Here is a 14,051-nt window from a genome sequence, read left to right as displayed (position 1 = left end):
CTCATGACGGCCGCGCAGCCGCTGCTGCGGCGCAAGCTGCGCCGGCGCGGCGTTTCCGAGCCCGGTTACCTGCAGCACGTGGAGGAGCGCTTCGGCCACTACGAAGGCGCGACCGAGCCCGGACGCCTGTGGCTGCATGCCGTGTCGCTCGGCGAAACGCGCGCCGCCGCCATCCTGATGCGGGCATTGCGCGAACTCCGGCCCGACCTGCGCTTCCTGCTCACGCACGGCACCGCCACCGGCCGCGAGCAGGGGCAGGCGCTGCTGCGCGAGGGCGACGCGCAGGCCTGGCTGCCCTGGGACACACCCGATGCCGTCCGCCGCTTCCTTGCCCACTTCCGGCCCAGCGCCGGCGTGCTGATGGAAACCGAGGTGTGGCCGAACCTCGCCGCGCTGTGCGCCGAGCAGGGCGTGCCGCTGGTGCTGGTGAACGCGCGCTTGTCCGAGAAATCCTTGTCGCGGGCGCGCAAGCTGCCCGGGCTCTCGCGTCGCGCCTACGGCTCGCTGCGCGCCGTGTGGGCCCAGACCGAGACCGATGCGCGGCGCCTTGCCGAAGCCGGCGCCACCGTGCACGGCGTGTTCGGCAACCTGAAGTTCGACGCCACGCCCGACCCGTCCCAGTTGCGGCTGGGCCGCGCGTGGCATGCCATGGCGCCGGCGCCGGTCGTGATGTTCGCGAGTTCGCGCGAGGGCGAGGAGGCCGGTTTCCTGGCGGCGCTGCGCGCGCACCCGGGCGTGCAGTGGCTGCTGGTGCCGCGCCATCCGCAGCGCTTCGACGAGGTTGCCGCGCAGGTCGCGCAGGCCGGCTTCACGGTCTCGCGACGCAGCACCTGGACCGAGGGGCCCGCTGCAGCTGAGGTATGGATCGGCGACTCGCTGGGCGAGATGCCGCTGTATTACGCGCTGGCCGACGTAGCTCTGCTGGGCGGAAGCTTCGCGCCGCTCGGGGGCCAGAACCTGATCGAGGCGGCGGCGTGCGGCTGCCCGGTGGTGATGGGGCCGCACACCTTCAATTTCAGTGAGGCGGCAGAGCTTGCGCTCGGTGCCGGCGCGGCGCTGCGCGTCGCCGACATGCAGCAAGGCGTGGCTGCTGCTGTTGCCTGGACAGGTGACGTAGGACGTCTCCGGCAATCTGCACAAGCGGGTGAAGAATTTGCTGCGCGGCACCGCGGCGCTTCTGTAAAGACGGCAAATGCTGTCATGGCAATGTTGACTTGATCTGAACAATGGGTGCATCGGACCAATCACGGTCTTTCAAGCAGCACCCATGACCACTACGACGAATCCGCTGGACGCACTGGTCGCGACCCGCGACGGCTACCTCCAGGCCCGCTGGAACTTCCCTCTTGCAGACAACACGCCCGTCGCATCCCCCGGTGGGATCGGCCAGGCCGTCAGCCTGACCTACAGTTTTGCGGCCACGGCCCCCGGCAGCTATTACGCGGGGCCGACGGCCTCGCGGTTCACGCCCGAAATGATGGTCAGCACGCAGGACGTGCTCGCCCGCATTTCAGAAGTCGCGAACGTCACCTTCACCGAGGTGGGTGGCCCCGCGCAGATCACGTTCCGCCAAGGCACCCACGATGCCTCCGGCGCTGCCTACCTGCCGTATTTCGAATGGCAGAACAACAGGGGCACGATCGACTACCTGTTCGAACCGGAAGTCAGCGGCGACGTGTGGATGGACGACGCGCAGGCCTGGACGGCCGCGGACCTGGAGCCGGGCGGCTTCGCCCACCTCTCGCTGCTGCGCAACGTCGGCACCGCGCTGGGCCTGAAGGACCATTCGCAAGACTGGGGAACGATGCTGGCGCCCGAGCTGAACGACCAGGCGCACACGGTGATGTCCCCCATTGCCGCTCCGAACGATCGGCCGTCGACCTTGATGCTCCTGGACATGCAGGCGCTGCAGTACCTTTACGGCGCCAACTACGAGACCCGCGCGGGCAATGACGTCTATGACTGGGGCACCAGTGCGCCGCTGCTCGAGACGATCTGGGACGGCGGCGGCCGTGACACCATCGATTGCGGCAACCAGGTGCTGCGCTGCGTGATCCGCCTGGAGGCTGGCGCGTTCAGCCTGGTCGGCCGGCAGGGTGAATTCGCCATCGCCAACGGCGTGGTGATCGAGCATGCCATCGGCGGGAGCGGCGCCGACAGCCTCATCGGCAATGGCGCGGCCAATCGGCTGACCGGCAATGCGGGCAGCGACGTGCTCAACGGAGCGGCGGGCAGGGACATCCTGTCGGGCGGCGCGGGACAGGACAAGCTGGCGGGCGGCGCCGGTGCGGACGTGTTCAACTTCGACCGCGCGGCGCATACCGGTGCGTCCGCTGCCACGCGCGACGTCATTTCGGACTTCGTGCGCGGGCAGGACGTGATCGACCTGGCCGGCATCGATGCCGACACGGGGACGGCGGCCAACGATGCCTTCCGCTACATCGGCGCGGCGGACTTCAGCGCGGACGCCACCGGCGAGTTGCGGCTGGAAGGCGGGATCCTGTACGGCAGCACCGATGAGGATGCGGCAGCGGAGTTTTCGATCGAGGTGGTCGGAGTGACAGCGCTCGGCGCCGCCGACCTCGTGATGTAAGGACGCCGGGGTTCGGCTTCGCCGAAACCCGGCCTGCGGGCTGCCGATTTCGTTTGGTAGGTCGGGTTGCGGCGCGCAGCCGCACCCCGACAGCGCCCTCAAGGCGCCAGCAACAAATTCAACCGCGCCAGGTCCTCGGGCGCCAACGTGCCATTGGCCTGCCGCAAGCGCAGGTGTCCCAGCAGCACGTTGTAGCGGGCCTGCGCGAGGTCCCGCTTGGTCTGGAACAGCTGGCTCTGCGCGTTGAGCACGTCGATGTTGATCCGCACGCCGACCTGGTAGCCCAGGCGGTTGGCATCCAGCGCGCTCTGGCTCGAAGCCTCGGCGGCCTGCAGCGCGCGCACCTGGCCCTGGCCCGACACCACGCCGAAATAAGCCGTGCGCACCTGCTGCGCCACCGTGCGGCGGGTGGCTTCGAGGTCGGAGCGCGCCTTTTCCTCCAGCGCGAGCGTCTCGCGGATGCGGTTCTGCGTGGCGAAACCGGCGAACAGGGGCACGTTGAGGGCGACGCCCACTGCGCCGAGGTTCGTCCGGCTGTCGGCCCCGATAGCCGTGTTGCCGCCCGCAAAGCGTGTGATCCCGTAGCTCGCCGTCAGGTCCAGCGTCGGCTTGTGGCCGGCCTTGGCCTTTTCGGTCTCGAGCTCGGCGATCTCCACCGCGCTGCGGGCCTGCAGGATCGCGGGGCTGGTGTTCTCGCTCGCCGCCACCCATGCCTCGGCGTCGAACGGCTGAGGCACCTCGACGTCGGGCACGCTCAGCGGATTGGGTTGCACATTGGTGCGGCCCACCAGCGTGTCCAGCGCCAGCCGCTTCACGCGCAGGTCGTTGTCCCCGGCAATCTCCTGCGCCAGCACCAGGTCGTAGCGCGCCTGCGCTTCGCGCGTGTCGGTGATGGTGGAGGTGCCCACCTCGAAGTTGCGGCGGGCCGACGCCAGTTGTTCGGCGGTGGCGGCCTTCAGGGCGCGCACGAACGCCAGGGTGTCCTGCGCCGCCAGCACGTCGAAGTAGGCCTGGCTGACGCGGAGCATCAGGTCGTGACCGGCCGCCACCAGCAGGAATTCCGCCACGTCCGCCTGCCGCTTGCCTTGCCGGTAGGTGGCCAGGTTGGCTGGCCGGTACAGCGGCTGCGAGGCGCTGAGGGTGGCCTGCTTGGTCAGGAAGCTCTCCACGCGCGAGCCGGGGGTGCCGACCGGATCAATCCTGAGCTCGTAGTCGTTGTGGGTGACGCCCGCCGACAGGCCGGCCTGCGGCAGGATGCCCGCCTTCGACTGTGCGGCCCGCGCGATATTGGCGTCGTATTGCGACTTGGCGCTCTGCCAGTTCGCGTCGTAGGCGCGCGCGGCTTCGTACAGCGCCAGCAGGTCCTCGGCGCGCGAGGGCCCGGCGAAGGCCGCCACGGCCAGGGCCATGGTCAGGGGAAGAAGCCGCAACACTTTCATCGTCCGTCCTTCAAGAGCTCTTGCTGTTCTGATCGTTGTGTCGGCGTTGTACGCCGCTTCAGTAGCGCGGTACGGCCGCATCCCGCTCGCGCGACCAGGCATCGATGCCGCCCGCGATATTCGCCACATCGGTGTAGCCCTGCCGCGCCAGGAAGGCGGCCACGTTCTGGCTGCGCATGCCGTGATGGCACAGGCACGCGATCGGCCGATCTTCGGGCAGCTCGGCGAGCCGGCCGGGAATCTCGTTCATCGGGATCGCCACCAGTTCGAAGCCGTCGGGCCGCACGCTCGCGACCTGCAGCTCCCACGGTTCGCGCACGTCCAGCAACAGCGGCGGGGTGGGTTGCGCCTGCAGCCAGCCGGCGAATTCGGAAGGGCGGACCTGCGGGATCATGCGTCAGAAGCGAAAGCGCGAGGCCTGCGGGAAGTGGGCCAGGCGCGGTGCGCAGGTGTCCCAGGGTTCGACGGTCGTCCACGACGCTTCGCCGGTGCGGGTGATGAAGGTCGCCCGCATCATGGGCTCGTTGCCGACGATCGCGCCGAGCCGGCCGCCCACCTTCAACTGTTGCAGCAGCGCATGCGGTACTTCCTGCACGGAGCCGGAGAGCACGATGACATCGAACGGACCCTCGGCCGCCAGTCCGTGGGACCCGTCGGCCTCGCGCACTTCGGCGTTGCGGATGCCGGCCTTCTGCAGGTTCTCGCGCGCCATCCGCGCCAGCCGCGGCTCGATCTCCAGGCTGACCACGCGCTGGGCGCGGCTGGCCAGCAGGGCGGCCATGTAGCCCGAGCCCGCGCCGACTTCCAGCACCTTCTCGTGCGCCTTGGGGCCCACGTCCTGCAGCAGGCGCGCCTCCTGCTTCGGCTCCAGCATGCACCAGCCGTTGCGCAGGGCCTCCTCGGTCTCGCCCACCAGCGGGATCTGCATGTCCACGAAGGCCAGCGCCCGGTGCGCCACCGGAACGAAATCCTCGCGCCGGACCTGCTCCAGCAGCGCGAGCACGTCGAGGTCCAGCACGTCCCAGGGGCGGATCTGCTGCTCGATCATGTTGAAGCGGGCGCGTTCGGTGTCGACGGGGGCGGTCATGGCGGTCTTTCTCGGGGCTTCAGGACAAACCGTCCATTCTAGAAGCCGGGACGGGCTCGGCTCCGCCGCCCCCGGAAACGCGCCGGCGGCCGCGCGTGAGCCACTGCGTCAGGTCGTCGAGGTAGCAGTACACCACCGGCACGACCACCAGCGTCAGCAGCGAGGAGGTGATCACTCCGCCGATCACCGCCTGGCCCATCGGTGCGCGCTGTTCGGAGCCTTCCGTCAAGGCAAAGGCCAGCGGCACCATGCCGAAGATCATCGCCAGCGTCGTCATCAGGATCGGCCGCAGGCGCACCCGGGCGGCGTGCAGCAAGGCCTGCGAGCGCTCCATGCCCTGCTCGCGCATGCGGATGGCGAAATCCACCAGCAGGATCGCGTTCTTGGTCACCAGGCCCATGAGCATCACGATCCCGATGACGGAGAAGATGGACAGTGTGGAGTTGAAGGCCAGCAACGCGAGCACCACGCCGATCAGGGTGAGCGGCAGCGACGTCATCAGCGCCAGCGGCTGCAGGAAGCTCTTGAACTGGCTGGCCAGGATCATGTAGATGAAGATCACCGCCATGGCCAGCGCCGAGATGGCGTAGCCGAACGACTCCTGCATGTTCTTGGTGGAGCCGCCGAACTGGTAGCGGTAGCCGGGCGGGAACTGCACGGTGTCCAGCTGCGTGCGGATGTCGCGGGAGATGTCGCCCGCCGCGCGGCCGAACGCGTTGGCGTTGATCGCCACCTCGCGCGACAGGTCGCGCCGGTTGATCTGGTTCGGGCCGGTGCCTTCGCGCACGGTGGCCAGCTGGTTCAGCCGCACGATGCGCGGGCTGCCGTCGGCGTTGCTGCCGGTCGAAAAGGGCAGGCGCTCCAGGTCCTGCGACGCCGTGCGGGCGTCGGGCGCCATGCGCACATTCACGTCGTACGTCTGGTCGTCCGGGGCGCGCCAGTTGCCCACCGTCTGCCCGGCCACCAGCGTGCGCAGCGCGCCGGCGATCTGCGCGACCGACAGGCCGAGGTCCGACGCGGCGTCGCGCTTCACGTCGATCTCGACGGTCGGCTTGTCCGGCTTGACGGTGGAGTCCAGGTCCACCAGGCCGGGGATGCCGCCGATCTTCCCGGTGACCAGGCGGGACAGCCGCTCCAGTTCCTTCAGGTCGGGGCCCTGCAGCGAGAACTCGATCTGCTTGTTGCCGCCGACCGCGTCCAGCAATCCCGCATGGGTGACCGTGATGCCCGGCACCTGCTTGAGGCGCTCGCGCAGGATGCCTGTCATCTGGTCGACGCTGCGCTGGCGGTCCTTGCGGTCCACCATGCGCACGTAGAGCGAGGTGTAGATCTTGCCCTGCGCCGCCCCGGTGTTGATGGTCGCCACGGTGTACCGCACTTCGGGAAACTCGCGCACGATCGCCTCGACCTGGCGGGCCTTGGCTTCGGTCAGCTCCAGCGAGGAGCCCACCGGCGTGTGGAAGTTGATGCTGGTCTCGGAGTAGTCGGCCTTCGGCACGAACTCGGTGCCCAGCAGCGGCACCATCAGCACGCTGGTGACGAAGATCGCCACCGAGGCCAGCACCGTCGCCGGCTTGTGGCGCAGCGCCCAGCGCAGGATGACCTGGTAGCCCTCGGCCAGCGACTCGGTGGCGCGGTCGAACCAGCCGGTGACGCGCCCGATGGTGCGGTCGTACAGCGTGTTCCGGTCCTTCGGCTTGCCGTGTCCCTCGGCATCGGGGTCGTGCCACACGGAGGACAACATCGGGTCCAGCGTGAAGCTGACGAACATGGAGATCAGCACCGCCGCCACGATGGTGACGCCGAACTCGTGGAAGAACTTGCCGATGATGCCGCCCATGAAGCCGATCGGCAGGAACACGGCGACGATGGAAAAGGTGGTGGCCAGCACCGCGAGGCCGATCTCCTGCGTGCCGTCCAGCGAGGCCTGGTAGGGCGTCTTGCCCATCCGCACGTGCCGCACGATGTTCTCGCGCACCACGATCGCGTCGTCGATCAGCAGGCCGACGCACAGCGACAGCGCCATCAGCGTGATCATGTTGATCGTGAAGCCGAAGGCGTACATGAACAGGAAGGTGCCGATCAGCGCGATCGGCAGCGTGAGGCCCGTGATGACGGTGGAGCGCCACGAATTGAGGAACAGGAAGACGATCAGCACGGTCAGGAGCGCACCCTCGATGAGCGTGCGCCGCACGTTCTCCACCGACACGCGGATCGGCCGCGAGGCGTCGCCCACCTGCTCCAGCTTCAGCCCGCCGGGCAGCCGCGCCTGCATCTCGCCCAGCGCGTCCCTCAGCCCGTCGATGACGCCGATCGTGTTCTCGTCCTGCGACTTCTGCACCTGCAGCAGCAGCGTGCGCTGGCCGTTGTACAGCGCGAGGCTCTCCACTTCCTGGGCGCCATCGGCGACGCGCGCGACCTGCTCGACGCGCACCGGCGCCGTCCCCTTGCGCGCGACGATGATCCTGCCGAAGTCCTCCGGCCGCTGCATGCGCGCGTCGATCTGCACCACGCGCTCCTGCGCCAGCGAGCGGATCGCGCCCACCGGCAGGTCCTGGTTCTCGCTGCGCACCGCGTTCACCACCTGGTCGGGGGTGATGCCCAGCGCCTCCATGGCCGCCGGGTTCAGGTAGATGTTGATCTCGCGCCGGGTGCCGCCCACCAGGGTGACGGAGCCGACCCCGCGCACGTTCTCCAGCCGCTTCTTGAGCACCTGGTCGGCCCAGTTCGTCAGTTCGACCGCCGTCATCGGGCGTGCGCCCCTGGCGTTGTCCGGCAGCACCGCCAGCGACCAGATCGGCCGGCTCGCCGGGTCGAAGCGCAGCACGCGCGGCTCCTTCACCTCGGTGCGGAAGGTCGGCCGGACCGCGGCGATCTTCTCCCTGACGTCCTCCGCCGCCTTGCGGCCGTCGATGTGCAGCTGGAACTCGATGATGACGACCGACTGGCCTTCATAGCTGCGCGAGGTGAGGGCGTTGATGCCGGCGATGGAATTCACCGCCTCCTCGACCTTCTTGCTGACCTCGCTCTCCACGATCTCCGGCGCCGCGCCGGGATAGTCCGCGGTGACGACGACGACCGGGAAGTCGATGTTGGGAAACTGGTCCACCTTCAGCCGTTGCAACGAGAACAGCCCGAGCACGACGATGGCGAGCATCACCATCGTGGCGAACACGGGGTTCTTCAGGCTGACGCGGGTGAACCACATGTCAGGGGCTCATCGACCTGGAGAACTTGACGCCGGTTCCCTCGCGCAAAGGCCCGACATGTCCCCGCACCACCACCGCCCCCGCACTCAAGCCGCCCACCCCCACCCACGTCTCCTTGTCCGCCTCGCCGCGCGCGCCCGGCTCCACCGGCTTGTGCACCACACGGTTGTTCTCCACCACCTGCACGTACGGCGCCGGCTTGTCGGTGCGCACTGCGCTCAGTGGCACCGCGACCCCGGAGGCGCTGCCGGTCGCGATGGTGCCCTGGGCGAACAGGCCCTGCCGCAGGCCCGCCGTGTCGGCGATGGCCAGGTAGGCCAGCACGCTGCGGCTGCCCGCCTGCGCGCTCGGGTTGATGCGGACCACGCGCGCCGCGACGGGGCGCGGGCTGCCTTCCACCTGCAGCAGCGCGGACTGGCCGACGCGCACCTCCACGGAGTCGGCCCCGCCGAGCGTGGCCTCCATTTCCAGCCGGCCCAGGTCGACGATCTCGATCACGCGGGCGTCGATGGCGACCCGTTCTCCCGGCTGCGCCAGCCGCTGCGCCACGATGCCCGAGATCGGCGCTCGCAGCACTGCGTCTTCCAGCGCCTTGCGCGCCATGTCCACCGCGGCCAGCGCGGCCTTGTGGGTGGCCTGGGCTCCGGCCAGGCTGCTTTGCGACGTGTCCAGCGCCGAGCGCGAGATGAACCCCTGGTCCACGAGCGCCTTGTTGTTGTCGAACTGCCGTTGCGCGATGTCGATCTGGGTCCGCGCGGCGTCCGCCTGCTCCTGCGCCTGCTGCATGCGGGCCCGCACTTCGATCGGGTCGACGCGGGCGACGACCTGGCCGGCCTGCACCGCGTCGCCTTCGCGCAGCACCAGGCCCTGCAGCTCGCCGGGAATGCGCGCCTTGACGAAAGCCGAGTTCACCGCTCTCAGCGAGCCGGAAATGGGCAGGCCGCGCAGCAGCTCACGCTGTTCCGCCTTCACGACGTCGGCCTGCGCCAGCTCCACCGACGGCTCCGCGCGCTGTGCGGCTTGCTGCGCCGCGGCCACCTGCACGGCCCGCCGCGCCCCGATGGCGCGCCAGCCGCCGATCACGACAACGGCGACCAGCGCGGCGGCGAGCAGCCACTTCCAGTATCGCTTCATGCGCGGCCTCCTTCCCCGGGCCGCACGCACAGGCCGGCCAGCAGGGTTTCCGCCTGCGAATGGACATAGCGTTCCGGATCCAGCGGGTAGTCCTGCGGCTGGCAGGCGCCCAGCGAGTGCTTCATCATGATCAGGAACACCATCGGCGCGACGATGCTGAAGACCGCGTAGTCCAGGTCCAGGGGACGGAACTCGCCCCGGTCGATGCCGCGCTGCAGGATGCGGCGGATCAGCACGTGGCTGGGACGGATCACCTCCTGCTGGTAGAAAGCCGCCAGGTCGGGAAAGTTGCGCGCCTCGCTGATCATCAGCTTGGTGATGCCGGACGCGCGCGTCGCGCCGATGCGCTCCCACCAGACCCGCATGCAGTAACGCACCATGTCGGGCGTGGAGCCCTGGAAGGTCTCGAACTCCTCGTTCCATTCCGAGAACCGGCCCGACAGGTTTTCGCGCACCACCGCCTTGAACAGTTCTTCCTTGGAGGGGAAATAGAGGAACAGCGTCCCCTTGGAGACGCCGGCGCGGGCCGCGACTTCTTCCGAGCGGGTGGCGGCGAATCCCTTTTCGACGAACAGGTCCAGGGCCGCGTCGAGCAACTCGCCGGGACGCGCCTCCTTGCGGCGCTCGCGCTTGCTGTGGACATCGTCGCCGCGATCGGCAGAGGTTCGGGGAAGGGCCACGGCAGGGAAAGTGAGTTGAGGTGCGGTCTTGGGGATCGGGGAACGCGGGAGCTTACTGACTGACCGGTTAGTAATATACCGGCGTCAGCTCCCGTGCGTCAAGCCAGCCCGACCGTAGGCGGAAAAGCTCAGGTAAAGCGGTCCACCTGCCGCGCCAGCCATTCGCGCAGCAGTTCGCGGCAGAGCAGCACGCCGGTGGCCGACGGCAGCCATTCCAGCAGGGGCCGCGCGTACGGACCGGGCAGGCGGGTCGGCGCCGGGAGCACGTCGAAGCCGGCGCGCCGGAATTCGGCGGCGGCGCGCGGCATGTGCCAGGCATCGGTGACCAGGGCGATGCGGCGCACGCCTTGCGGCAGCAGCAGGCCGGCCATGTTCCGGGCGTTTTCCCCGGTGTCGCGCGAGCGGTCGTCGACCCACGCCGGCTTGAAGCCGTACTCCTGCTCCAGCACGCGGCGCGCGACCGCGCCTTCGCCTTCGGTGCGCATGCCGGTGGAGGCCCACCCCACGCCGCCCGCGAAAGCCAGGGGCAGCCCGGTCTGACGGACCAGCCGCACGCCGTAGCGCAATCGAGCCAGGGTGTTCGCGTTGGGCTGGACGGCGCCGTATTCGGGTGCGTCGGGGAGGACGCCGCCGCCCAGGACGACCACCGCCTGCGTCTTGCGCACATCCTCCGGCGCCGCCGCAGCCAGGGGCGGCAGCAGGTGCCGCGCCAGGAACATCGCAGTGCCGTTGGTGCTGAGCGCCAGCGCCAGGACGATGCCGGCGGCCGCGAGCAGCAGCCCGGCGCCGCGCCGCCCGGTCGCCAGCAGCAACCCCAGCAGCGCCAGCAGCAGCGGCCCCGCGGGCGGCAGCAGCAGCGCCGCGAGCACGGGCTTCCATTCACCAGGCGTCATGGACGCGCATGGTAAGGCAGGCGGTACAGTGCGGGCTTGAAGGAGATTGGCATGAGCGACTTGCAAACCATCGTCCTCGGCGGCGGCTGCTTCTGGTGCACCGAGGCCGTCTACAAGGAAGTGCGCGGCGTCACCGACGTGGAGTCCGGCTACAGCAATGGCGAAACCGAGAGCCCCACGTACGAGCAGGTCTGCACCGGCCGCACCGGCCACAACGAGGTGGTGAAGCTGACCTTCGACCCGGCCCAGGTGAGCCTGCGCCAGTTGCTGGAGATCTTTTTCGTGGTGCACGATCCGACCCAGCTCAATCGCCAGGGCAACGACGTCGGCACGCAATACCGCAGCGGCATCTACTTCACCACGCCCGAACAGAAGGAGGTGGCCGAGGAGATGCTGCGCTCCATCGCGCAGGACAAGCTGTTCGGCCGCCCCCTCGCCACCGAAGTCCTGCCCCTGGCGAACTATTCGCCGGCGGAGCCGTACCACCAGGACTTCTTCGAGAAGAACCCGACCCAGGGCTACTGCCTGGCGGTGGCGGCGCCCAAGGTGGCCAAGTTCCGCAAGACCTTCAGCGAGCTGACCCGGCGTTGATCCGCACCCTCGGCCTGGGTTTTCGCTACGCGAGCGCGCCCGCACTCGCGTTTCCCGACGTCGACGTTCCCCAGGGCGGCACCTTGCTGCTGCAGGGACGCTCCGGCTCGGGCAAGTCGACCTGGCTGTCGCTGGTCGCCGGACTCCTGTCGCCAGGCACCGGGCAGGTGGTGGTCGCCGGCCACGAGGTGGCGCGCCTGGCGCGCGGTGAACGCGACCTCTGGCGCGGGCGCACCATCGGCTTCCTGCCGCAGCGGCTGCACCTGAGCGATGCGTTGAGCGTGGAACGCAACCTGGCGCTGGTGTACTTCGCCGCCGGCCTGCCGCTGGACCACCAGGCGATCCACGCCGCCCTGCTGGCGCTGGACGTGTCCAGCCTCGCGGCACGGCGTCCGGGGGAACTCTCCGTCGGCCAGGCCCAGCGCGTGGCACTCGCACGTGCCATCCTGCTGCAGCCCCGGGTGCTGCTGGCGGACGAGCCGACGGCCAGCCTGGACGACGAGGCGGCGGCGGCCGCCGTGGATCTGCTGCGCACCTCGGCCCAGCGCTGCGGCGCGACGCTCGTCGTCGCCACCCACGATGCACGGGCCCGCGACGCCCTGCAGGGCGCGCAGGTGCTGCGGCTCGAAACGCTGGCGAGCACCGAATGAAGCTGCTGGCGCTGGCCTTCCGCTATCTCTGGTCGCGCCCGCTCGCGACCGTTCTGAACCTCGTGCTGCTCACGCTGGGGCTGGCCTCCATCACCTTCGTCGTGCTGGTCAGCGAGCAGGTGCAAGGCGCGCTGGAGCGCGACCTGCGCGGCATCGACCTGGTGGTCGGCGCCAAAGGCAGTCCGCTGCAGTTGATCCTGGCGGGCGTGTTCCACATCGACGTGGCGCCGGGCAACATCAAGCTCACCGACCTGCAGGCGCTGGCGAAGCGGCCGCAGGTGGCGCAGGTCATCCCGCTCAGCCTGGGCGACAGCTACCGCGGCTACCGCATCGTCGGCACCACCGCGGCGTACCCGGCGCATTACGGCATCGGCGTGGCCCAGGGCCGGGCCTGGACCCAGCCCATGGAGGCTGTCGCGGGCGCAGGCGTCGCGCGGGCACTGGGGCTGAAGGCGGGTGATCGCTTCGTCGGTGGGCATGGGCTGGGCGGCGGCGGCATGGCACACGAGGCCGCGCCTTACGCCATCACGGGCGTGCTGGGCGCTTGCGGCTGCGTGCTGGACCGCCTGATCCTCACGTCCACCGAATCCGTGTGGCACGTCCACGAAAAGCCCGCCGCGCCGGGCCAGCCGCATGCGCAGGGGCACGAGGAGGACGACGAAGACCGCGAGGTGACGCTGGCGCTGGTGCGCTATGCGACCCCGCTGGCCGCCGCCAGCCTGCCGCGCCTGGTGAACACGCAAACGCCGATGCAGGCCGCGGCGCCGGCCGTGGAAGTGACGCGCCTGCTGCGCCTGCTGGGTGTGGGGGCCGAGGTGCTGCAGGGTGTCGCGGCGGTGCTGCTGCTCACCGCGGCGCTGTCGGTGTTCATCGCGCTGTGGTCGGCGGTGCGCGAGCGCCGGGCGGACCTGGCCATGCTGCGCATGCTGGGCGCCTCGCCGGCCAAGGTGGCCGGCCTGCTGCTGGCGGAGGCGCTCTGGCTGGCCTTGATGGCCTCCGTGCTGGGGCTGGCGCTGGGCCACGGGCTCACGGCCGCTGTCGGCGCCGTGCTGCAGGCGCAGCAATCGCTGCCGGTGTCGGGCGCGGTCTGGCTCCCGCAGGAGGGCTGGATCGTGGCCGCCGCCCTGGTCACGGCGGGGGTGGCCGCGTTGATCCCGGCCATCACCGCCTACCGCGTGGACGTGGCGCAACTCCTGCAGCGCGCCTGACGCGGTCGTCGCACAATGGCGGCAGCGTCGCCCCCGGGCGGCCACCGCACCGAAGGAGACCCGCATGAGAATCGCCGTCCTGCCCGCCGCCGTCGCCGCCCTGCTGGCTTGCGCGGCCTGGGCACAGCTGCCCCCCGGTGTGCCGCAAGGCACCGGCGCCGGCGTCCACAGCCCGGACAGCCCCATCGCGCCGCTGCCGCAGCGCGGCGACGTGGTGCCGTGGTCCGTGCTCACGGCCGTCACCACCAGGAACGAGAAGAACCGGGTGCTGCCGGTCTTCAGCAAGGACCAGCTCGCCCTGAACCAGAAGACGCAGCGCGTGCAGGGCTTCATGATGCCGCTGGAGGCAGGCGAAAAGCAGACCCATTTCCTCCTGAGCTCGGTTCCGCTGACCTGCTCGTTCTGCCTGGCCGGCGGCCCGGAGAGCATGGTGGAGGTGAAGACGAAGACGCCGGTCAGGTACACGCTGGACCCGGTGACCGTGGAGGGCAGGTTCGCCACGCTCGTGGACGATCCGTACGGCCTGTACTACCGCGTCACCGACGCGGTCGCCGTCAAGTAGCAGGC

The 14,051-nt window shown here is 69.8% G+C and carries 13 protein-coding genes; 6 read left to right on the top strand and 7 right to left on the bottom strand.

Annotation, left to right across the window (positions count from 1 at the left end; genetic code table 11):
- Window positions 1–3: 3 nt before the first annotated feature.
- The gene (locus WG902_RS10555) at window positions 4–1,218 is read left to right on the top strand and encodes a 3-deoxy-D-manno-octulosonic acid transferase (RefSeq protein WP_340060012.1); all 1,215 of its coding nucleotides are present in this window, start codon (window positions 4–6) and stop codon (window positions 1,216–1,218) included.
- 49 nt (window positions 1,219–1,267) lie between these two features.
- A complete protein-coding gene (locus WG902_RS10550) occupies window positions 1,268–2,593 on the top strand; it encodes a M10 family metallopeptidase C-terminal domain-containing protein (RefSeq protein ID WP_340060011.1) in 1,326 nt (441 codons plus the stop codon).
- A gap of 98 nt (window positions 2,594–2,691) precedes the next feature.
- Here the strand turns inward: WG902_RS10550 and WG902_RS10545 are convergent, their stop codons facing one another.
- The 7 genes from WG902_RS10545 to WG902_RS10515 form a co-directional block, all read right to left on the bottom strand.
- Entirely contained in the window at window positions 2,692–4,032 is a 1,341-nt protein-coding gene (locus WG902_RS10545) for a TolC family outer membrane protein (RefSeq protein WP_340060009.1), read from the bottom strand.
- 58 nt (window positions 4,033–4,090) lie between these two features.
- Window positions 4,091–4,426, bottom strand: coding sequence for a rhodanese-like domain-containing protein (locus tag WG902_RS10540; RefSeq protein WP_340060007.1), 336 nt, complete (start codon window positions 4,424–4,426; stop codon window positions 4,091–4,093).
- Window positions 4,427–4,429: 3 nt separating this feature from the next.
- Window positions 4,430–5,119 (bottom strand): protein-L-isoaspartate O-methyltransferase family protein, encoded by a 690-nt coding sequence (locus WG902_RS10535; protein ID WP_340060006.1) that lies wholly within the window; start codon window positions 5,117–5,119, stop codon window positions 4,430–4,432.
- Window positions 5,120–5,138: 19 nt separating this feature from the next.
- Window positions 5,139–8,327: an efflux RND transporter permease subunit gene (locus tag WG902_RS10530; protein ID WP_340060005.1), complete on the bottom strand. Its 3,189-nt coding sequence runs from the start codon at window positions 8,325–8,327 to the stop codon at window positions 5,139–5,141.
- Between the two features lies 1 nt (window position 8,328).
- Entirely contained in the window at window positions 8,329–9,462 is a 1,134-nt protein-coding gene (locus WG902_RS10525; protein ID WP_340060004.1) for an efflux RND transporter periplasmic adaptor subunit, read from the bottom strand.
- Window positions 9,459–10,142 (bottom strand): TetR/AcrR family transcriptional regulator, encoded by a 684-nt coding sequence (locus WG902_RS10520; protein ID WP_340060003.1) that lies wholly within the window; start codon window positions 10,140–10,142, stop codon window positions 9,459–9,461. Before WG902_RS10520 ends, WG902_RS10525 begins: the two co-directional genes overlap by 4 nt.
- A 128-nt stretch (window positions 10,143–10,270) precedes the next feature.
- Window positions 10,271–11,035 (bottom strand): YdcF family protein, encoded by a 765-nt coding sequence (locus tag WG902_RS10515; protein ID WP_340060002.1) that lies wholly within the window; start codon window positions 11,033–11,035, stop codon window positions 10,271–10,273.
- Between the two features lie 51 nt (window positions 11,036–11,086).
- Between WG902_RS10515 and msrA the strand changes: the two genes are divergently transcribed.
- The 4 genes from msrA to WG902_RS10495 all read left to right on the top strand — a co-directional run bounded on the left by msrA (window position 11,087) and on the right by WG902_RS10495 (window position 14,046).
- A complete protein-coding gene (gene msrA, locus WG902_RS10510; RefSeq protein WP_340060001.1) occupies window positions 11,087–11,626 on the top strand; it encodes a peptide-methionine (S)-S-oxide reductase MsrA in 540 nt (179 codons plus the stop codon).
- Window positions 11,623–12,276 carry an ATP-binding cassette domain-containing protein gene (locus WG902_RS10505; RefSeq protein ID WP_340059999.1) on the top strand — a complete coding sequence of 218 codons (654 nt, stop codon included), beginning with the start codon at window positions 11,623–11,625 and terminating at the stop codon, window positions 12,274–12,276. The genes msrA and WG902_RS10505 overlap by 4 nt, the downstream gene beginning before the upstream one ends.
- The gene (locus WG902_RS10500; protein ID WP_340059998.1) at window positions 12,273–13,484 is read left to right on the top strand and encodes an FtsX-like permease family protein; all 1,212 of its coding nucleotides are present in this window, start codon (window positions 12,273–12,275) and stop codon (window positions 13,482–13,484) included. Before WG902_RS10505 ends, WG902_RS10500 begins: the two co-directional genes overlap by 4 nt.
- 64 nt (window positions 13,485–13,548) lie before the next feature.
- Window positions 13,549–14,046, top strand: coding sequence for a hypothetical protein (locus WG902_RS10495; protein WP_340059997.1), 498 nt, complete (start codon window positions 13,549–13,551; stop codon window positions 14,044–14,046).
- Window positions 14,047–14,051 lie beyond the last annotated feature (5 nt).

Origin of the sequence: Ramlibacter sp. PS3R-8 (assembly GCF_037572435.1) — a bacterium.
Taxonomy (GTDB): domain Bacteria; phylum Pseudomonadota; class Gammaproteobacteria; order Burkholderiales; family Burkholderiaceae_C; genus Ramlibacter.
This window is presented reverse-complemented; position numbering and strand designations above follow the sequence as displayed.